The following is a 19453-nucleotide window of genomic DNA, read 5'->3' on the forward strand; positions in this document are numbered from 1 at the left end:
CCGCCGGCACGGTGACATTCGCCCTCCCGCGCAGGGATGACCGGCCCCCGCCCCGGCGTTGTGGGAGGCAGTGGGCCGGTGCGCGATGCCGGCCTGGTCAGACCGGGAGGACCGGTCAAGAGGAGTCACGATGATCGACGTCAGCCCCGCCCCCTCGGCCGAGCCGGTCCGCACGGTCCGCGTGCCCGAACTGGTCGGCGTGCCGGCCATGGACGCGCACGACCGTGCGCTCGACGCGGGCCTGCTGGCCGTCGCGGAGAACGCGACGCACACGGCCGGCGGCCGCAGCCTCATCCACCGTCAGGACCCCGACCCGGGCGCCGAGGTCGAGCACGGGGCGATCGTGCGGATCTGGGTCAGCGCCTAGTCCGCACCGGGATCTCCGCCCGCACCGTGGTGCCCCGGCCACGGGGCGAGCGGAGCACCATCCGGCCGCCGAGGGCGCCGAGCCGGTCGGTGAGCCCCGCCAACCCGCTCCCGCCGCCGGTCTGCGCACCGCCGATCCCGTCGTCGCGGACCTCGACGGTCAGCGCGTCGTGGTCGACCCCGATGGCCACGGTCGCCTGCGAGGCCTGGGCGTGCTTGGTGGTGTTGGTCAGGGCCTCGGCGACGAAGAAGTAGGCATTGTTCTCGATCACTTCCGGGAGCCGCCCGGGCAGCGACCCGTCGACGGTGACCGGGAGCAGGGCCCGCGTCGCCAGCTCGTGGACGGCCATCACCAGGCCGCCGTGGGTGAGGATCGGGGGGTGGAGGCCGGCGGCGACCTCGCGGAGCTCGTCGATCGCCCGCTGCGCGTGCCCCGTCGCCTCGTCGAAGAGGTGGTGCGCCCGCGGCGAGTCCCCGATCTCGTCGCGGGCCAGCTGCAGGCTGATGAGCACGTTGACCAGCCGCTGCTGCGCCCCGTCGTGCAGGTCCCGCGCGACGTTGCGGCGCACCGTGGCCGCGGCCTCGACGATCCGTCGCTGCGCGGCCTGCGACTCCCCCGCGCGGATGGCGGCGGCGTCCCGCTCCCGCGCCGCCTGCGCGATGATGCTGCGCTCGGAGATGTCGGTGAACGCCAGCACGGCGCCGCGGCCCCTCGTCATCGCGATGGGTGAGGCCCACCAGGCGACGGGGAACAGCGAGCCGTCGCGACGCTCGAACCACTCGTACTCGCCGTGGCTCGACTCCCCGGTGGTCCGCGGGATCTGCATCGGGCAGGTCGCCCGCGGGTAGGGCGAGCCGTCCGGCAGCCGGTGCACCGTGTCGTGGCTGTGCCGGTGGTAGAGGTCGGACGGGTCGTCGTACCCGAGCGCCGCGACCGCTGCCGGGTTGGCGAAGACGATGAGCCCGTCCTCGTCGAGGACCCACACGGGTTGCGGTGCGTCTTTGAGGATCTGGGCGAGGAAATCCGCTCCCGGCTCCACCTCGGCCCCTACCCGTCGATGAGCCCGCGGAGGGCGTCGCCGAGCAGTTCGTCCTTGGGGAGGAACCCGACCGCCCCGACGCGGTGGGCCGCCGACCGGTTGCCCGCATCCGCGTCCGTGGAGACCATCACGACCCGCGGGGGTGACGGCAGCGCGACGAGCTGCTGGGTCAGCCCGAACCCGTCGCCGTCGGGCAGGCCGATGTCGACGAGGACCGTGTCGGGGCGGCGCGCGGCCACCCGCTCGACGGCTTCCGCGACGGTGCCGGCCTCGATCACGGCGTAGCCCCAGCCGGCGAGGACGCGGGCGGCGAGGCCCCGGAAGCCGGGGTCGTCGTCCACCACGAGGACCAGGGTGGCCCCGTAGGGGGTGTCCCGCCGCCCGCCGTCAGCGGACCGCTGCACCGCGGCACCGGGGACGGACCGGCTCGACGGCGACCCCGCGGGGGTGTCCGGCGGCTCCGCGCCCCGGCCCGGCCCCGCGACCCGGACCACGTGCCGGCCGGCGACCCGCCGACCGCACGGGCGGGGCGGCGCGGGGCGCCACGGCGTCCGGCGTCCGCCCGGAGCCCTGGTCACCGGCCCATGCTAGCGCTCCGTCGCGGTGCCGCGGCCCCTCGCGGCCACTAGTGTCGGAGCCGTGGCGCCACCTCTGCGGATCGTGGTCGCCGAGGACCAGGCCCTGGTGCGCGAGGGGATCGTGCGCATCCTCGAGAGCGCCGGACTCACCATCGTCGCGGTGGCCGTCGACGCCGTCGACCTCGTCGCGCAGGCCGTCGACCACCAGCCGGACGTCGTGATCACCGACATCCAGATGCCGCCCGACCGCTCCGACGACGGGCTGCGGGCGGCCATCGAGATCCGCCGGCGGTACCCGGGCATCGGCGTCATCGTGCTGTCCCAGTTCCTGGAGGACCGGTTCGTCCTCGACCTCGTGGGCGACCGCGCGGACGGGGTCGGCTACCTGCTCAAGGAACGGGTCGCGGACCGGACGATGCTGCTCGAGGCCGTGCGCAGCGTGGCCGCGGGCCAGTCGGCGCTGGACCGCGACGTCATCGCCCGGCTGGTGGGCCGCCGCCGCGCCACCGGACCCCTCGACGAGCTCACCCCGCGGGAGCGCGGGGTGCTCGCCCTCATGGCGGAGGGCCGGTCCAACTCCGGGATCGCCGACGCGCTCACCGTGACGGTGCCCGCCGTCGAACGCCACGTGAGCGGGATCTTCAGCAAGCTCGGCCTCCACCCCTCCGAGGCCGAGCACCACCGGCGCGTCGTGGCCGTCCTCAGGTACCTGCAGCACTGAGCTGCTCCACCTGCCCCACGGAGCGTGGGGTCTGCCCCACGGTGGCGTGGGGCTGACCCCGCCCGCCCGGCGTGCCCGCTCGACAGCCATTCCGCGCGCTGCTCACGAGGCTGAGGACGACCCGGTCGCCCGTCGGCCGGGACTCCTGACGCCGTCGCCGTGACACGGGGGCCCGATGACCGCCCAGCCGCGCACCACACCCCGGACCCCGCTGCCCGGTCGGGCCGCCGACCTCGACCGGGTGCGCGCCGTCCTCCCCGGGAGCGCGCTCCTGGTCACCGGCCCCGCGGGGATCGGCAAGACCGCCCTGCTCGAGGCGGCGAGCGAGGCCGCCCGCGCCGCCGGGCTGACCGTGCTGTCGGCCGACTCCGCGTCCGGCCCCGGCCCCGCCCTCGGGCGGGTGCTGCGGCCGCTGCGCCGGCACACGTCCGGGCTGGACCCTGCCCACCGGCAGGCGCTCGACGCGGTCATGTCCGGGGCGGCGCCGTCGTCGAGCCCCTTGCTGCTGGCCAGCGCCGTGCTCGCCCTGCTGCGCGCCGCCGACCGTCCGGTGCTCCTGGTCGTGGACGACCTCCCCGACGTCGACGCGGCGAGCGCGACCGTGCTCGGCGTCGTCGCCCGCCGCCTCGCCGGCAGCCCGGTGGGGTTCCTCGGGGCGATGCGCGCGGGCGGAGGGAGCACCGGCCTGCCGGAGCACGAGTTGGCGCCGCTCGACGACGACGCGGCGGCCCGGCTCCTCCGCGACCGGTACCCGCGTCTCGCGCCCCCCGTCGTCCGGCGGCTGGTCACCGAGGCGCAGGGCCATCCGCTCGCGCTGCGGGAGCTCCCCGCCGCGCTGGGCGAGCCCGAGCGCGCCGGGGTACGGGCGCTGCCCGCGGTCCTCTCGCCTCCCGCGGGGCTGCGGGACCTGTTCGGGCCGGGCGTCGCCGGACTCCCCCGGGCCACCCGCTGGTCGCTCCTGCTCGCGGCCCTCGACGACACGGGCGACCGGGGGCTCGACGACCTCGCGCCCGCGGAACGCGCCGGGCTCGTCGCGGTCGACCGGCCCGCAGCGCGCCTCGCCTTACGTCACCCGCTGGTCCGTCCGACGGTCGTCCACCTCGCGGCCCCGGACGAGCGGCGCCGCGCCCACCGCGCGCTGGCGGACGCGTGCGCCGACGACCCCGGGCGACGGGCGCGGCACCTCGCCGAGGCCGCGGACGGCCCGGACGAGGAGACGGCCGCGCTGGTCGAGGACGCGGCCCTCCGCGCGCTGCGACGCGGCGACGGGGACGGCGCCGTCGCCGGTCTGCTCCGCGCCGCCGAGCTGAGCCCGACCGCCGCGGAGCACGGGCGCCGGCTCACCGGGGCGGCGCGCGCCGCGGCCTCCGTCACGGGCGACCTCGAACGGATCGAGCCCTTGCTCGCCGAGGCCCGCCGCGTCGACCCCAGCGGTGGCACCTCCCCGGCCGCCACGGTCGCGTCCGCGTCGCTCCTGCTGCACCGCGACGGCGACGTCGCGGGCGCCCACCGCCGCCTGGCCCACGACGCCGACGGGCTGGCGGCGGCCGGGGACGACGTCCTCGACGACGCGGCGGACCTCGCCCTCGAGGTGGGCGTGCGCGCTCCCTCGGCCCGCGGGGAGACCACCCACCTCCTGCACACCGTCCTGTCCGACCCCGCCCGGGCGACCGCGGACGACGTCGACCGCCTCGACCGGGCGATCGACCGGCTCGGCGACGCGACCGACCCCCGCCGGGTCGTCCGGGTCGCGGCGGCGGCGCTCGCGGTGGACCGGTGCGCCGGGTGCCGCGCGGCGCTGCAGCGGGTGGCGGCGAGCGGCGCGGTCACGCCGGCCCTGCGGGCCCTCGCGCTGCTGTGCCTCGACGACCACCTCACCGGACGATGGGACGAGTGCGTGCAGCGCGCGCGGGAGGGCGTCGACCTCGCCACGGCCCACGGCCACCACCGGCTCGCGGCCCCGTTGCGGCTGGTCGAGGCCCTCGTCGCCGCGGCCCGCGGGGACCGCGAGACCGCCACGGCCCTGGCCGGGCGGGTCGACGCCTGGGCCCGGCCCCGCGAGGACCGCGCCCTCGGGTGGGCCGTGCACCGGGTGTCGGCGCTGGCCGCGCTGGCCGACGGCGACCCCGAGCACGCCTTCCGGTGCGCCAGCGCCGTCAGCGCGGCGGGCACCCTCGCCCCGCACCCGTCGGCCGTGGCGGTCGCCGGGGATCTCGTCGAGGCCGCCGCCCGCAGCGGGCGCACCGGCGGCGCGGCCCGCCACGCCCGCGCGATGCGCCAGGCGCCGCTCGCGGCGGTGTCCGCACGCTTCGCCCTGGTGGCGGCCGGGGCGGCCGCCGTGGCCGCCTCCCCCGACGCGGCGGCCACCGCCCTCTTCGAGGAGGCGCTCGCGACTCCCGGTGCCGAGCGGTGGGCGTTCGACCGGGGCCGCATCCAGCTCGCCTACGGCGAGCACCTGCGCCGGAGCCGCGAGCCGGCGACGGCCCGCCTCCACCTCGGCGCGGCGCTGGGGACGTTCCGGCGGCTGGCCGCCGAGCCCTGGACCGCGCGGGTGCGCGACGAGCTGCGGGCCGTCGGCGCCCGGACCGATGGTCCCCCCACCGCAGCGGCCCCGCGCCGGCCGTCGCCCACCCCGGAGGAGCTCGAGGCCGCCGTGCTCGCCGCGTCGGGGCTGACCAACAAGCAGATCGCGGGGCGGCTGCGCCTGTCCCACCGGACCGTCTCGGCGCGCCTCTACCAGGTGTTCCCCAAGCTGGGCGTCGTGTCCCGCGCGGGCCTGCGCGACGCCCTGCGGGAACGGGAGCCGGCCGGGGGTCCCGATGCCGTCGGGGCGTGACGGGGCACCCGCCGAGGCGCGGGCCCGGACCACGGTGGCGGACCTGGTCCCCGGCGCCCTGGTGCTCCGCGCCGCGGGGGTGGAGCCCGAGGTGCACCTGGCTCTCTCCGGCCTGCACCGGCTGCTCCTCCCGCTGGCGCCCGGGATCGCCGAGGTCGCTCCGCACCACCGGCCGGCGCTGACCGTGGCCCTGGGCCTCGAGGAGGGCCCGGCCGCGGAGCGCACGGTCCTGGTCGACGCCGTCCTCGCACTGCTCCGGCACGCCGCGCGCGAGCGACCGGTGCTCCTCCTGGTCGACGACCTCGACCGGCTCGACCCCGCCAGCGCCGCGGTGCTGGACGACCTGGGCCGCCACCTCGCGGGCAGCCGGATCGGTCTCCTCGCGACCGTCGCCCGGCCCGAGCGGGGAGTCCCCGACGTCCCCGCGGCCGGCGCCACGGCACGCGGCCCGGACGAGGAGGTCGCGCGCGCCCTCCAGGACGCCGCGACCGGGTCCCTGTGCGGCGGCGACGCGGTCGGCGCCGTCGCCCTCGCGCGCCGGGCCGCCGACGTCACCCCGCCCGGCCCCGGCCGGCGCCGGCGGGTCGCCCGCGCGGCGTCGCTCGCCGCCGAGGTCACCGGCGACCTGCAGCCCGCGCGGGACCTCCTCGGCGAGGACCCCCGGTGCCTGGACGTCGCCCTCGCCACGGCTCGCCTGCTGCTCCACGGCGACGGGGACGTCGATGCGGCGCACCGCCTGCTCGTCCGGGCCCTCGAGACCGACACGGCCGCGGACGACGACACGGTCGGCGAGGCGCTCCACACCCTGTCCACGGTGTGCGCGGTCGCTGCCCGCCCGGAGCTGTGGGCGGTCCCCCGCCGCGGCACACCGGCCACCCCCTCCGCGACGAGCCGGGACGACGCCGACCCCCGGCGGGTCGTGCGGGCCGCCCTCGCCGCGTCGGAGGTCGACGGCGTCGACGACCACCGGGACGCCCTGTGGCGGGTGGTCCGGGACGGGCGGGCGGGCGGCGCCGCGGTGTCCGGGAACCAGGCGCTGCTCGTCCTGGCCTTCGACGCCCGCGACCGCGGGCGCTGGGACGAGGCCGTCGACCTGGCCTCCGAGGCCCTGGCGTGGTGCCGCGAGCGCGGCTACCCGCTCCTCGCCGCGCCCGCCCGGCTCTGTCCGGCGCTCGTCGCCGCGGCGCGCGGTGACGGGGCCGCCGTGGTCGCGCTGACCGACGAGCTCATCGGGTGGGGCGCCCCGCGCGGCGCACGCCAGCCGGTCGTGGACGCCGGGTGGGCGCGGACCCTGGCCGCCCTGGGCCGCGGGGACTTCGAGGAGGCGTACCAGGCGGCCGTCGAGGTGAACCCGCCCGGCGTCCTCGACCGCGAGGCGGGGCACGTCCCGGGGATGGCGATGGACCTCGTCGAGGCCGCCGTGCGCACCCGCCGCCACGGGGAGGCCGCCGCCCACGTCGCTGTCCTGTGCGACGCCGCCGCCGCGGGCGGTTCGCCCCGGCTCGCCCTGCACGCCGCGGGCGCCGCCGCGATGGCCGCCCCCCAGGACCGCGCCGGCGACCTCTACGACGCGGCCCTCGCGCTGCCCGGGGTCGACTACTCGCCCTTCGACCTCGCGCGGGTCCGCCTGGCCCACGGCGAGCACCTGCGCCGGACCCGGGCGACCCGCGCGGCCCGGGAGCAGCTCGCGCGGGCCCTCGAGGTCTTCGAGGCCCTCGGCGCCCGACCCTGGGCGGCACGGGCGACCGTCGAGCTGCGGGCGGCGGGCCGCGACCCGTCCCCCGCGCCCGACGGGCTGCTGCCCCCGGGGCGGGCGTCGCTGACCGCCCAGGAACGGGAGGTCGCCGGCCTGGCCGCCTCGGGCCTGACCAACCGGGAGATCGCCGACCGGCTCCGTCTCTCGCGCCGCACCGTGGACGCCCACCTCTACCGGGCGTTCCCGAAGCTGCACATCACCGGGCGCGCGGCGCTGCGCGACGCCCTGGAGCGCCACCCGGGCTGAGCGGGAGGGGCGAGTCATTCCACGGATGCCCCCCGCACGGGCCCGTCGGATCCTGGTGGTGCCGCCACCACCCGGGTGGGGACGACCGCGAGGAGCACGCCATGGCGTCCGAGCCGACCACCACGACCGACGGCCCCGTCGACGAGCTCGCGAGCAAGCTCCGGCGCACGGTGCTGCAGCACGAACCGTCGTCGATCCCCGGCCGGGAGATCGTGCAGGTGCTCACCGAGATCCCGTGCGGCGTCGAGTCCGGGTGGCACATCCACCCCGGCGAGGAGGTCGGCTACATCGCGGCCGGCACCGTCGAGATGAGCATCCAGGACCGGCCGACGCTGACGCTCCGCACGGGCGAGGGGTTCCTCATCCCGCCGCGGACCCCCCACAACGCCCTCGACCTCGGCCCGGACACCGGACGCATGCTCTCGACCTACGTCGTCGAGATCGGCGAGCCCGTGACCACCCTGGTCGACCCGCCGCGCCGATGAGCCGGGGATACGGGGCGATCGCCCAGACCGAGTACGTCCGCGCCGCCCAGGTGCGCCTGGGCAGCCGCGCCGCGGTCGCCCGCCGGGAGCGGTCCGGTGCCCCGGAGCCCACCGACCCCGAGCCGCGGGACCCGCTGACCGCGACCGAGCAGGCGTTCATCGGCGAGCGCGACGGCTTCTACCTGGCGAGCGTGTCGGAGAGCGGCTGGCCCTACGTGCAGTTCCGGGGCGGGCCGCCGGGCTTCGTGCGCAGCCCCGACGCGGCGACGCTGGCCTGGGCCGAGTTCCGGGGGAACCGGCAGTACATCAGCACCGGCAACGTCGCCGACGACGGGCGGGTGGCGCTGTTCTTCATGGACTACCCGAACCAGCTGCGCCTGAAGGTCTTCGGGCGCGCCCGCTTCGTCGACGCGCGCGACCACCCCGAGGTCGTCGCGGACCTGACCGTGGACGGCTACCGGGCGGTGGTCGAGCAGGCGGTCCTGGTGACGGTCGTCGCGTTCGACTGGAACTGCCCGCAGCACATCACGCCGCGCTTCAGCGGCGTCGAGCTCGAGCACCTGCTGGACCCGAACGGCGCGTGACCCGGGCGCCGCTGCGGGCGCCCGGGTCAGCTCGGACCGGTTCGGGTCAGCTCGCTCCGGCCGCCCCCACCGCGTCGAGCACCACCTTCGCGACCTCGTCCGCGTGGGAGATGCCCACGACGTGGGACGCGCCCGCGATCTCGACCGTCTCCCGCGCCCCGGCGCGCTCGGCCATGATCCGGTGGGCCCCGACCGGGATGTTGTGGTCGAGCTCGCCGAACACGAACCAGCTGGGCACCGTCTGCCACAGCGCCTGCCCGCCGGCGGGCTCGAACAGCGCCTCCTGCGTGACCGGCCGCTGGGTGATCGCCATCCGCGTGGCCTCCGCAGCCGGGAGGTCGGCGCAGAACTGCGCGTGGTACTTCTCCTGGGCGATGTAGGTGTCGGTGCCGCCGCCCGCGAGCGGCACCGGGACCAGGGTGTCGCCGAGGGTCGAGCCCGGGACCAGCGCCGAGGCGTCGCCGGCGCTCTCCCCCGGCGCGAGGGCGAACCCCGCGATGTAGACGAGCGCGGTGACGTCCCCGGCGTCCGCGGGGACGCCCGAGATGACGGCCCCGCCGTAGGAGTGGCCGACCAGCACCACCGGCCCGTCGAGGGTGCGGACCAGGTCGGTCAGCAGGGCGGCGTCGGTGGCGACGCTCCGCAACGGGTTCGCGAACGCGATCACCCGGCCGTCGGTGGGCAGCCGGTCGAGCAGGCCGTCCCAGCTCGACGACTCGGCGTACGCGCCGTGGACGAGCACGATCGTGGGGGTCATCTCGGTCGTCTCCTCTGGGGGATCCGGACGTTCGGGTCGGCGGGGCCGTCGCCGGTGGGCGCCGCTCCCGCGAGGAAGCCGGACAGGATCTCGGCCACCTGTTCGGGCTGGTCCTCGACGAGGAAGTGGCTGCCGTCGAGCCCGCGGCCGGTGACGTCCCGGGCCCACGGTCGCCAGACGTCGAGGACGTCGCCGTAGAACCGCGGCAGCGCGCCGCGCGCGCTCCACAGGGCGAGCAGCGGGCACTCGATCAGCCGCCGGCCGCGGTCGGCGTCGTCGTGCTCCCGGTCGACGCCGGCCCCGGCGCGGTAGTCCTCGCAGATGGCCTCGACGGTGCCGGCGTCGTCGAGCAGCCCGCGGTACAGCGCCATCAGCTCCGGGGGGTACCGGCCCGGGGCGGCGCCGAGGCCGAGGGCGCGCACGTGCAGGTCGAAGAACGCGTCGGGGTCGGCGGCGATCAGCCGCTCGGGCAGGGGCGCCGGCTGGGCCAGGAACGCCCAGTGCCAGTAGCCGAGCGCCATCCGGGCGTCCGCGCGTGACCACACCTCGCCGGTCGGCACGACGTCGAGCACGGCCACCGCGGTCACGCGTGCGGGGTGGTCGAGGGCCATGCGGTAGGCCACCCGCCCGCCGCGGTCGTGCCCCGCGACGGCGAAGGCGTCGTGCCCCAGCTCCGCCATCGCCTCGGTGAGGTCGACCGCGATCGCCCGCTTCGAGTGCGCGTCGTGGTCGGGGGTCGGCGTCGGCCGGAACGAGGCCCCGTAGCCGGGGAGGTCGGCGACGACGACCGTGTACCGCTCGGCCAGGAGCGCGGCGGCGGCGTGCCACATGACGTGCGTCTGCGGGTACCCGTGCAGCAGCAGCAGCGGCGGTCCGGTGCCGCCGACACGGGCGAAGACGGTGCCCCGCCCGGTCGGCACGGTGCGCTCGGCGAAGTCCTCGAACACGGCGTCAGACCGCGCCGCTGGGGTCGGCGAGGAAGGCGACGAGCTCGCGGTTGACCTCGGCGGCGTGGGTCACGCACATGACGTGGGGCCCGCCCTCGATCTCGACATAGCGGGCGGCCGGCAGCGCCGCGTGCAGGCGCCGGCCCTGGCCGTCGATCGAGAGGATCCGGTCGGCGGTGCCGTGCATGACCAGGGTCGGCACGTCGATGCGGCGGATGTCGGCGGCGTAGTCGTCGAGCCAGGTCCGGACGCAGGCCCACGTCGCGTAGGGCGACGCCTCGGCGCCGGCGACCCACAGGGCGCGGACCGTCTCCTCGCTGACGCGCTTGCCGAGGTAGTCGTCGAGGTTGAGGAAGTCGCCGATCAGCCCGGTGAGCCAGGCGTACCGGTCCTCGAGGATGGCCTGCTGGACCCCGGCCACCGCGGCCTCGTCGACGCCGCCCGGGTTGCCGTCGGACCGGACGAACGACGGGGCCAGGCTCTCGATGATCACGAGGCTCTTCAGCCGCTCCGTGCCGTAGCGCCCGACGTAGCGCACCAGCTCGCCCGTGCCGAGGGAGAACCCGACGAGGGTGACCTCGCGCAGGTCGAGCTCGGTGAGGAGCCGGTCGAGGTCGCCGGCCAGGGTGTCGAAGTCGTAGCCGACGCTCGGGTTGCTCGAGCGCCCGAAGCCGCGCCGGTCGTAGGTGATCACGCGGTGGCCAGCGGCGAGCAGAGTGTGCAGCTGGGGCTCCCACGAGCGTCCGTCGAACGGCCACCCGGACAGCAGCACGACCGGCGAACCGCTGCCCTGGTCCTCGTAGTGGATCTCGATCGGGGCGCTGTTCTCCCGGCCTACGGCGATGGTGCCCATGGAGCTCCCTCTCGTCCTGAGCGCGGTGGGTGAGCCGGCCGTTCCGGCTCACCGCGCCGGCCACCTCACCCTCCGCGTGCCGGTGCTCCGCGGGCATCAGTGATCTGTCCGTCGCCCCGGGCGTCCCCGAGCGGCCGGACGGCCGCCGACTCCGCGCGCGCCTACCGTCGAGGCGTGCTGCGCCGCCGAGTCCCCCCGACCCCCGACGTGGGCTTCCGCCGGCTGTGGCCCTACCTGCGCCAGCACCGCGGCGCGCTGGCCGTCGTCGCCGTGCTCTCCGCCGCCACCGCGGCCACCTCGCTGGCCCAGCCGCTGCTGGTGGGGCGGGTGGTCACCGCCGTGCAGGAGATGACCCCGGTGCTGCCCGTCGCCGCCACCCTCGTCGCGATCCTCGTGGGCGGCGCGCTCGTCGGGGCGCTGCAGTCGTTCCTGCTGCAGCGCACCGCCGAGGGCCTGGTGCTCTCGACCCGCCGGACCCTGGCCGAGCGGATGCTCACGCTGCCGGTGGCCCAGTACGACGCCCGACGCACCGGCGACCTCATGTCCCGGATCGGGGCGGACACCACGCTGCTGCGGGCCGTCGTGACCTCGGGGCTGTTCGAGATCGCCAGCTCGATCGTCATCGTGGTGGGCGCGGCGGTCGCGATGGCGCTGGTCGACGTGGTGCTGCTCGGGGTGACGCTCCTCGCCGTCGCCATCGGGGCGTCGGTGATCGGGGTGGCGTCGCGCCGCATCCGGGCCCTGTCGACGCTCGCCCAGGTGCGGGTCGGCGAGATGACCGCCGCCGTGGAGCGCGCCCTGTCCGCGGTGCGCACCATCCGCGCGAGCGGGGCCACCGAGCGCGAGGTCGAGGGCGTGGGCGCCGCGGCCGGCGCCGCCTACGCCGTGGGGGTGCGCGCCGCGAAGCTGCAGGCGGTGGTGTCCCCCGCCGTCACCGTCGCGACCCAGGGCTCGTTCATCGCGGTGCTCGGGATCGGCGGGTCGCGGGTCGCGGCCGGCGTCCTCACCGTCGGCGAGCTGGTGTCGTTCGTGCTCTACCTCTTCCTGCTCGTGCTCCCGCTCGCGCGGCTCGCCCAGACCTGGACGCAGCTGCAGACCGGCCTCGGCGCCCTCGCCCGCATCGAGGAGGTGGCGGCGCTGCCCGGCGAGTCCGCGGGCGACGCCGAGGTCGCCGTCGCGCCGGTGGCGGCCGCCCCCGCGCTGGAGCTGCGCGACGTCGACTTCACCCACGCCGACGGCACCGTTGTGCTGCGCGAGGTCGGCTTCACCGTGCCGCGCGGGACCCGCACCGCGCTGGTCGGGCCCTCCGGCGCCGGCAAGTCGACGGTGTTCTCGCTGGTCGAGCGCTTCTACGACGTCACCGCCGGCGCGGTGCTCGTCGACGGCGTCGACGTGCGCGACCGGCCGCGCGACGAGCTGCGCGCCCGTCTCGGCTACGTCGAGCAGGACTCCCCCGCCCTGGCCGGCACGCTCCGCGAGAACCTCGTGCTCGCCGCCCCCGGCGTGACCGAGGCCGACCAGCTCGCGGTCCTCGCCGCCGTGAACCTCGAGGGCCTGGTCGCCCGCTCCCCGCTCGGGCTCGACACCCCGGTCGGCGAGGGCGGCGTCCTGCTCTCGGGCGGCGAGCGCCAGCGCCTGGCGATCGCCCGCACGCTGCTCGCCGAGCCGTCGCTGATGCTGCTCGACGAGCCCACGGCCAGCCTCGACGCCCGCAACGAGCAGGCCCTCAAGGACGCGATCGACGTCGCGGCCGCGGCGGACCGGACGCTGCTGATCGTCGCCCACCGGCTCTCGACGGTCGTGGACTGCGACCAGATCGTCGTGCTCGAGGACGGCCGCGTCGCCGCCGTGGGCACGCACCAGGAGCTGCTCGAGCGCAGCCCGCTCTACGCCGAGCTCGCCCGCTCCCAGCTGCTCGTGGAGACACCCTGACCGCCGGCGGATGCTGGCAGCATCGGGGCATGCGACGGAGCGCGGGCGGTGAGCGGTTGGCCACGCTGCCGCCGGCGCGGCGCGTGCCGGCCGCGAAGGTGGCCGACGCGCTGGCCGGCACGCCGACGGTCGTGGTGCTCGACGACGACCCCACCGGGACGCAGACGGTCCGCGACCTGCCCGTGCTCACGCGCTGGTCCGCCGATGACGTCGACTGGGCGCTCGCCCGGGGGACGCCCGCGTTCTTCGTGCTGACCAACACCCGCAGCCTCGCTGCCGCCGACGCCGCCGCCCGGGATCGCGAGGTGGTGCGGACCTGCCTCGACGCGGCCCGCCGGCGCGGCGTCGAGGTCGTCTTCGCGAGCCGCAGCGACTCGACGCTGCGCGGGCACTTCCCCCTGGAGACCGACGTGATCGCGGCGGAGGCGGGCACCCCTGACGCCGTGGTCCTCGCGCCGGCCTTCCCCGACGCCGGGCGGGTCACGCTCGGCGGCGTCCACTGGCTGCGCGACGGTGACGAGCTCACCCCGGTGGCCGAGAGCGAGTTCGCCGCCGACGCCACCTTCGGCTACCGCGCCTCCCGTCTCGCCGACTGGGTGGCGGAGAAGAGCGGCGGGGCGATCCCGGCCGCCGACGTCGGCGAGGTGGGGATCGAGAGCCTGCGCGCCGGGCCGGTCGTGCTCCCGCGGGCACGGGTGATCGTCCTCGACGCCGTCGACGACGACGACCTGCGCGCTGCCGTCCTCGCGATCCTCGCGGCCGAGCGCGCGGGCGCCCGGTTCGTCTACCGGGTCGGCCCGTCGTTCGTGCGCGCCCGTGTCGGCCAGGGCGGGCAGCCGCCGCTGTCCGACGCCGAGCTGGCCGGCGCCGTCGGGACGGGGCACGGCCTCGTGGTGGTCGGCTCGCACGTGGGGCGCACGAGCCGCCAGCTCGAGCGGCTCGCCGCGCGGCGGGACCTCGCCCGCGTCGAGATCGACGTCCCGACGGTACTGGACGGGGGGAGCCGGCACCTCGACGACACGGTCGCCGCGGTCGAGGCCTCCCTCGCGCAGCGGACCACCGTGCTGAGCACGTCGCGCACACTGATCACGGGACGCGACGAGGAGGAGAGCCTGGAGATCGCGCGCCGGGTGAGCGCCGCTCTGACCGGCGTCACGCGGCGGGTCGTCGCCGGGTACGCGCCGGCCTACGTCCTGGCCAAGGGCGGCATCACCTCGTCGGACGTCGCGACCGAGGCGCTCGCCGCCGACCGGGCGTGGGTGCGGGGATCGCTCCTGCCCGGGATCGTGTCGCTGTGGGCGCCCACGAGCGGGCCACCGCTGGCGGTGTTCCCCGGCAACGTCGGCGACGACGACGCCGTGGCCGACGTCGTCGGCCGCCTGGAGGAGGCCGCATGCGCGTGATCGTCACCGGCGGGGCCGGGTTCCTCGGGACGCTGCTGTGCCGCCGGCTGCTCGCCGGCCCGGTCGGGCTCGGCGGGGCGGCCCCGGCCGAGGTCACCCAGCTCACGGTGGTGGACCTCGTCGCGCCCCCCGACGACGTCGCCGCCGACCCGCGCGTGCAGCACATCGGGGGTGAGCTGACCCGGGCCCTCGGCGACGAGGCCGACGCGGTCTTCCACCTCGCCGGCGTCGTCAGCGGCGCGGCCGAGGCCGACTTCGACCTCGGGATGCGCACCAACCTCGACGGCACCCGCGCCGTCCTGGAGTACGCGCGGGGCCACGCCACTCCCCCGGTGCTCGTCTTCACCAGCTCGCTCGCCGTCTTCGGCAGCGACCCGGCGATCGGACCCGTGGGCGCCGTGGACGACGACACGCTGCCGCGCCCGCAGTCCAGCTACGGGGTCCAGAAGTTCGTCGGCGAGCAGCTCGTCGCCGACTACACCCGCAAGGGCTTCGTCCGCGGCCGCTCGGTCCGCCTCATGACGGTCTCGGTGCGGCCCGGGCGCCCCAACGCCGCGGCCTCGAGCTTCCTGTCCTCGATCGTCCGCGAGCCGCTGGCCGGCGAGCGCGCCGTGTGCCCGGTGCCCCCGGACCTCCCCGTCGCGCTGTCCTCGCCGCACCGCACGCTCGACGGCATCCTCACGGCCGCCGCGGTCGACGACGCCGCCTGGGGCAGCCGGACGGCGATGAACCTGCCCGCGCTCTCCACGACCCCGCGCGAGATGACCGCGGCCCTCGACCGCGTCGCCGGACCCGGCACCAGCGCGCTCGTCGACTGGGTCGAGGACCCGGCGATCGTCGCCATCGTGGGCAGCTGGCCGCCGCGCTTCGAGACCCCGCGCGCCCACGCCCTGGGCCTGACCGCGGACCCGTCCTTCGACGACGTCGTGCGCGCGTACCGCGGCGTCTGACCGGACCCAGGCCCCGGAGCTGCCACGCGGTGGACGCGGCCCGGACCACGGCGGTCGGGTTCGATGCGCTCGCCTCCGGAGCGGTTCCGTCCAGCTCGCCACGTTGATCTCTCGAGGGTGTCGGGAGCGAGGCCGGCGCTGTCGCCCGTCCGTCCGTACGAAACGCCCGGAGCCTCGACGACCTCGCCGACCAGATCGGGCGAGCGGGTCAGCGGCGCGGCCCGGGAGGGCGCATGCTGTTTGCCGCACTCGAATCAGGACAGCAGTGACGGCGACACACACCATCCGTCACTCTTGACACACCAGCACCACCGCTGGTGACCTGTCGGGCACACCGGGGTGCGCACCAGCACGGCGGCTGCGCGCCCGACCGGCAGGGGCGCGGAGGAGTCGTGGTGCAGGGGACGGACACGGGCAGCAGGCCGATCCGGCTCGTCGCCCTCGAGGTCCGGCCCGCGCGGAGCTGGGGCGGCCCCGTCACCGTCGCGCCGTCGCCGACCGACCCCCTGATCGAGCTCCTCGGTCCCGAGCGTCCGCTGCCGGAGCCCCCTCCCCCGCGCCGGCCCCGTCGACGGGCGCGTCGACGTCGTGTCCTCGTCCTCGCCCTGGTGCTCGGGGCGGTCGTCGCCACGGCCACCGCCGACCTCGCCGCACCGCCGACGCCGCCGACCCCGCCCGTCGGTGCCCCGCGCGTCAGTGCCCCAGCCCTGCTGGTCCCGCCCCCGGCCGACCCGTCGCTCGTCACCGGACGCGCGACCGCGGAGATCGACGGTCTCGTCGGCGGCGACTCCCCCGCACGCGTCTCCGTGGCCACCGTCGACGTCGCGACCGGGCGGTCCTTCGGCTACGCGCCCGACACGGCGCTGCGCACCGCGAGCGTGGTCAAGCTCGACATCCTGCAGACGCTCCTGCTCCAGAACCAGGAGGAGGGCAGCCTGCCGTCCGGCGAGGCCCAGGAGCTGGCCACGCGGATGATGCAGCAGAGCGACAACGACGCCGCCTCGACCCTCTGGGAGGACGTCGGCGGCATCCCGGCCATCGCCGCCGCCAACCGGCGCCTCGGTCTCGACGGCACCGAGCTCGACGACCACTGGGGCGTCAGCACGACCTCGGCCACCGATCAGCTCGCCCTGCTCGCCGCGCTCGACGCGCCGACACCGCTCGACCCGGACGCCCGCGCGTTCGCCCGCGACCTGATGACCCACGTCGCGGACGACCAGCGCTGGGGCGTGAGCGCCGCGGCGGACCCGGGAACCACGCCGGCGCTCAAGAACGGATGGATGCCCGTCGGCGACGAGGGCTGGGTCGTCGGGTCGGTCGGCCGGATCACCGTCGGAGGGCGTCCCGTCCTCCTCGCGGTCCTGACCGAGGGCCGACCCAGCAAGGAGGCGGGCGTCCGGCTCGTCGAGTCCCTGTCCCGGATCGCCACCGGCGCCGTCACCGCGCGCTGACTCCCGGCGTGTCAGCCGTGCCGTGATGTCCGCGTGACGACACTGCCGCCGCCGGACACTCGTCCAGAGCAGTACAGGGCCCTGCGTCGGTGGGACAGTGACGTCGCGTGACGTCCGGCGGGCGTCCGCGAGGAGCAAGAATCCAGCGCCGGGGGTGCGCCATGGCCAAGTACGTCGTCTTCTTCAACTACACGCAGGAGACGTGGTCGAAGATGATCACGAATCCGGGCGACCGCCTCGCGGCGGTCCGTGCGAGCGCCCAGTCCGTCGGCGGCGACGTCGAGGCGATGTACTTCATGTTCGGCAAGCACGACGGGTTCGTCGTCGTCGACGCCCCGGACGCCGCCAGCGCGGCCGGCATCTCGATCGCCGTGTCCAGCACGGGAGCGGTGCGCGACCTCGAGACCCACGAGCTCATCGCCCCGGACGACCTGCCCACCGTCCTCGAACGGGCGGCCACGGCCCAGGGCACCTACCGCCCGCCAGGGACCTGACCGCCACCAGCTCCGCCGAGCCCGTCACCGGCGTGCGGTCACCTGGGCGTCCTGCGGTCCGGTTGGACGTCCGGGCCGGGCGGACGCAGAGTGGGCGCGCCGACGGAGAGGACGGGCGCATGGCTGATCGCCGGACCGGGGCCGCGACGACGGGAGACACGACCGGGCGGCGGACCGTCGCCCTCTTCGCGCCCTACCGCCGGCGCCTCGCCCTCATCGCGCTCGCGATCCTCACGACGTCCGCGCTGGGCGTCGCCAACCCGTTCCTGACCCAGCGCGTCTTCGACGACGCCCTGTTCGCCCCCGGCGGGCCGCAGCTGCGGCTGCTGGTCGTCCTGGTCGGCGCGATGATCGCGATCGCCGTGGTCAGCGCCGTGATCGGCATCGGCCAGACCTACCTGACGACGGTGCTCGGCAACCGCGTCATGCAGTCGCTGCGCGACCGGCTCTTCGCCCACCTGCAGCGGATGCACCTCGGGTTCTTCACCGGCACCCGCACGGGGTCGATCCAGTCGCGGCTGGACAACGACGTGGGCGGGGTCCAGTCGGTGGTCACCGACACGGCGTCGTCGATCCTGAGCAACGTCGTCACCGTGGTCGCCTCGGTGGTGGCCATGGTCGCGCTGTCCTGGCAGCTGTCGCTGGTGGCGTTCGTGCTGCTGCCGGTGTTCATCGTGCTGCAGGTCCGGGTCGGCCGGGTGCGGCGCAAGATCGCGGCGCGCACCCAGTCCTCGCTGTCGGACATGAGCGCGATCACCCAGGAGACGCTGTCGGTGTCCGGCGTCCTGCTCGCCAAGGTCTACGGCCGCCAGGACCACGAGATCGCCCGCTACAGCACGGAGAACGACCGCCAGACCACCCTGCAGATCCGGCAGACGATGAGCGGCCAGTCGTTCTTCGCCGTCGTCACCGGCTTCTTCGCGCTGATCCCGGCCGTCGTCTACCTGGTGGCCGGGGTGCTCGCGGCCGGCGGTGGCGGCATCTCGGCGGGCACGCTCGTCGCGTTCACCACCCTGCAGACGCGCCTGCTGTTCCCCATCGTCAACCTGCTGCGGGTCTCGCTGGACGTCCAGACCTCGCTCGCCCTGTTCGGCCGCATCTTCGAGTACCTCGACCTCGTCCCGGCGCTCACCGACTCCCCCACCGCCCGCCCCCTGGCCAAGGCGGACGCGCGCGGCGAGGTGGAGTTCCGCGACGTCTGGTTCCGCTACCCCGCCGACGCGGAGCCCGGTCGCCCGTCCGTGCCCGGCCCGTGGGCGCTGGAGGAGCTGTCCCTGCGCATCGAGCCCGGCCAGCTCGCCGCGGTCGTCGGCCCGAGCGGGGCGGGCAAGACGACGCTGTCCTCGCTGGTGCCGCGGCTCTACGACGTCGACGCCGGCTCGGTGCGCCTCGACGGCATCGACGTCCGCGACCTCACCCTCGCCTCGCTGCCCGACCTCGTCGGCATGGTGACGCAGGAGAGCTACCTCTTCCACGCCACCGTCGCCGAGAACCTGCGCTACGCCGCCCCGGACGCCACCGACGAGGAGATCCGCGCCGCCGCCCGCGCCGCGAACATCGCCGAGCACCTCGAGGGCCTGGCCGAGGGCTACGACACGGTCGTCGGCGAGCGCGGATACCGCCTCTCCGGCGGCGAGAAGCAGCGCATCGCGATCGCGCGGGTGATCCTCGCCGACCCGCGGATCCTCGTGCTCGACGAGGCGACGTCGGCCCTGGACACGACGAGCGAGCGGCTGGTCCAGCAGGCGCTGGAGACCGTGATGTCGGGGCGGACGACGATCGCCATCGCACACCGGCTCTCGACGATCCTGTCCGCCGACGTGATCTTCGCGATCGACGGCGGCCGGCTGGTCGAGCAGGGCACGCACACCGAGCTGCTCGCGCAGGGCGGGCTGTACGCGCAGCTCTACGCCGAGCAGTTCGGCGGCGGCGCGGTCGAGGCCCGCTGCGCGGACGGCGTCCGGTTCACCGACGGCAAGATCCTCACCTCGCGCGGCACCGACGACACCACCGCCGCCTGACCTGCTAACGTCCCCGGACCGGTTGCGAAACGC

The 19453-nt window shown here is 76.4% G+C and carries 17 protein-coding genes; 12 read left to right on the forward strand and 5 right to left on the reverse strand.

From position 1 onward, the window contains the following. Positions 1-130 precede the first annotated feature (130 nt). Positions 131-367, forward strand: a complete 237-nt coding sequence (locus ACQPX6_RS16445) for a PASTA domain-containing protein (RefSeq protein ID WP_433781315.1) — start codon at positions 131-133, stop codon at positions 365-367. Here the strand turns inward: ACQPX6_RS16445 and ACQPX6_RS16450 are convergent. Then, positions 357-1406: a histidine kinase gene (locus ACQPX6_RS16450; RefSeq protein ID WP_433781317.1), complete on the reverse strand. Its 1050-nt coding sequence runs from the start codon at positions 1404-1406 to the stop codon at positions 357-359. The genes ACQPX6_RS16445 and ACQPX6_RS16450 overlap by 11 nt on opposite strands. 8 nt (positions 1407-1414) lie before the next feature. Further along, the gene (locus ACQPX6_RS16455; protein WP_433781319.1) at positions 1415-1984 is read right to left on the reverse strand and encodes a response regulator; all 570 of its coding nucleotides are present in this window, start codon (positions 1982-1984) and stop codon (positions 1415-1417) included. Between the two features lie 61 nt (positions 1985-2045). Here ACQPX6_RS16455 and ACQPX6_RS16460 point away from each other — a divergent pair, with 61 nt between their 5' ends. The 5 genes from ACQPX6_RS16460 (at position 2046) to ACQPX6_RS16480 (ending at position 8612) form a co-directional block, all read left to right on the forward strand. Beyond that, a complete protein-coding gene (locus tag ACQPX6_RS16460) occupies positions 2046-2705 on the forward strand; it encodes a response regulator transcription factor (protein WP_433781320.1) in 660 nt (219 codons plus the stop codon). A gap of 175 nt (positions 2706-2880) precedes the next feature. After that, a complete protein-coding gene (locus ACQPX6_RS16465) occupies positions 2881-5541 on the forward strand; it encodes an AAA family ATPase (RefSeq protein WP_433781322.1) in 2661 nt (886 codons plus the stop codon). A 34-nt stretch (positions 5542-5575) separates the two neighbouring features. Next, positions 5576-7543 carry a LuxR C-terminal-related transcriptional regulator gene (locus ACQPX6_RS16470; RefSeq protein WP_433781324.1) on the forward strand — a complete coding sequence of 656 codons (1968 nt, stop codon included), beginning with the start codon at positions 5576-5578 and terminating at the stop codon, positions 7541-7543. Positions 7544-7644: 101 nt separating this feature from the next. Further along, positions 7645-8028: a cupin domain-containing protein gene (locus tag ACQPX6_RS16475; RefSeq protein ID WP_433781326.1), complete on the forward strand. Its 384-nt coding sequence runs from the start codon at positions 7645-7647 to the stop codon at positions 8026-8028. After that, complete coding sequence (locus tag ACQPX6_RS16480; protein WP_433781327.1) at positions 8025-8612, forward strand: pyridoxamine 5'-phosphate oxidase family protein; 588 nt, start codon at positions 8025-8027, stop codon at positions 8610-8612. The genes ACQPX6_RS16475 and ACQPX6_RS16480 overlap by 4 nt, the downstream gene beginning before the upstream one ends. A gap of 46 nt (positions 8613-8658) precedes the next feature. Here ACQPX6_RS16480 and ACQPX6_RS16485 read toward each other — a convergent pair whose 3' ends face one another. Genes ACQPX6_RS16485 through ACQPX6_RS16495 form a run of 3 tightly spaced genes read right to left on the reverse strand, consistent with a single transcriptional unit; the run spans position 8659 to position 11169 of the window. Continuing rightward, positions 8659-9369: an alpha/beta fold hydrolase gene (locus ACQPX6_RS16485; protein ID WP_433781328.1), complete on the reverse strand. Its 711-nt coding sequence runs from the start codon at positions 9367-9369 to the stop codon at positions 8659-8661. Next, positions 9366-10316 carry an alpha/beta fold hydrolase gene (locus ACQPX6_RS16490; RefSeq protein ID WP_433781329.1) on the reverse strand — a complete coding sequence of 317 codons (951 nt, stop codon included), beginning with the start codon at positions 10314-10316 and terminating at the stop codon, positions 9366-9368. The genes ACQPX6_RS16485 and ACQPX6_RS16490 overlap by 4 nt, the downstream gene beginning before the upstream one ends. Positions 10317-10320: 4 nt before the next feature. After that, positions 10321-11169 (reverse strand): alpha/beta fold hydrolase, encoded by an 849-nt coding sequence (locus tag ACQPX6_RS16495; RefSeq protein ID WP_433781331.1) that lies wholly within the window; start codon positions 11167-11169, stop codon positions 10321-10323. Positions 11170-11343: 174 nt separating this feature from the next. Here ACQPX6_RS16495 and ACQPX6_RS16500 point away from each other — a divergent pair, with 174 nt between their 5' ends. From ACQPX6_RS16500 to ACQPX6_RS16525, 6 genes are all read left to right on the forward strand, one after another. Beyond that, on the forward strand, positions 11344-13101 hold the full coding sequence (locus tag ACQPX6_RS16500; protein ID WP_433781332.1) for an ABC transporter ATP-binding protein: 1758 nt from the start codon (positions 11344-11346) through the stop codon (positions 13099-13101). 29 nt (positions 13102-13130) lie between these two features. After that, the gene (locus ACQPX6_RS16505) at positions 13131-14504 is read left to right on the forward strand and encodes a four-carbon acid sugar kinase family protein (RefSeq protein ID WP_433781333.1); all 1374 of its coding nucleotides are present in this window, start codon (positions 13131-13133) and stop codon (positions 14502-14504) included. Continuing rightward, positions 14495-15454, forward strand: coding sequence for a D-erythronate dehydrogenase (gene denD / locus ACQPX6_RS16510; protein ID WP_433781334.1), 960 nt, complete (start codon positions 14495-14497; stop codon positions 15452-15454). Before ACQPX6_RS16505 ends, denD begins: the two co-directional genes overlap by 10 nt. 395 nt (positions 15455-15849) lie before the next feature. Continuing rightward, a complete protein-coding gene (locus ACQPX6_RS16515) occupies positions 15850-16905 on the forward strand; it encodes a serine hydrolase (RefSeq protein ID WP_433781335.1) in 1056 nt (351 codons plus the stop codon). Positions 16906-17066: 161 nt separating this feature from the next. Beyond that, positions 17067-17399, forward strand: coding sequence for a GYD domain-containing protein (locus tag ACQPX6_RS16520; protein ID WP_433781336.1), 333 nt, complete (start codon positions 17067-17069; stop codon positions 17397-17399). Positions 17400-17518: 119 nt separating this feature from the next. Beyond that, positions 17519-19420 carry an ABC transporter ATP-binding protein gene (locus tag ACQPX6_RS16525; RefSeq protein WP_433781337.1) on the forward strand — a complete coding sequence of 634 codons (1902 nt, stop codon included), beginning with the start codon at positions 17519-17521 and terminating at the stop codon, positions 19418-19420. Positions 19421-19453: the final 33 nt, after the last annotated feature.

This window comes from Actinomycetospora sp. CA-101289, from assembly GCF_050955895.1.
Taxonomy (GTDB): Bacteria; Actinomycetota; Actinomycetes; order Mycobacteriales; family Pseudonocardiaceae; genus Actinomycetospora.

What these genes read in the sequence shown, in the direction of transcription:
- ACQPX6_RS16525 (WP_433781337.1), top strand. Translation starts at nt 17,519, where the DNA reads ATGGCTGATCGCCGGACCGGGGCCGCGACGACGGGAGACACGACCGGG.
- ACQPX6_RS16495 (WP_433781331.1), bottom strand. Translation starts at nt 11,169, where the DNA reads ATGGGCACCATCGCCGTAGGCCGGGAGAACAGCGCCCCGATCGAGATC.
- ACQPX6_RS16445 (WP_433781315.1), top strand. Translation starts at nt 131, where the DNA reads ATGATCGACGTCAGCCCCGCCCCCTCGGCCGAGCCGGTCCGCACGGTC.
- ACQPX6_RS16465 (WP_433781322.1), top strand. Translation starts at nt 2,881, where the DNA reads ATGACCGCCCAGCCGCGCACCACACCCCGGACCCCGCTGCCCGGTCGG.
- ACQPX6_RS16475 (WP_433781326.1), top strand. Translation starts at nt 7,645, where the DNA reads ATGGCGTCCGAGCCGACCACCACGACCGACGGCCCCGTCGACGAGCTC.
- denD (WP_433781334.1), top strand. Translation starts at nt 14,495, where the DNA reads ATGCGCGTGATCGTCACCGGCGGGGCCGGGTTCCTCGGGACGCTGCTG.
- ACQPX6_RS16520 (WP_433781336.1), top strand. Translation starts at nt 17,067, where the DNA reads ATGGCCAAGTACGTCGTCTTCTTCAACTACACGCAGGAGACGTGGTCG.
- ACQPX6_RS16505 (WP_433781333.1), top strand. Translation starts at nt 13,131, where the DNA reads ATGCGACGGAGCGCGGGCGGTGAGCGGTTGGCCACGCTGCCGCCGGCG.
- ACQPX6_RS16480 (WP_433781327.1), top strand. Translation starts at nt 8,025, where the DNA reads ATGAGCCGGGGATACGGGGCGATCGCCCAGACCGAGTACGTCCGCGCC.
- ACQPX6_RS16485 (WP_433781328.1), bottom strand. Translation starts at nt 9,369, where the DNA reads ATGACCCCCACGATCGTGCTCGTCCACGGCGCGTACGCCGAGTCGTCG.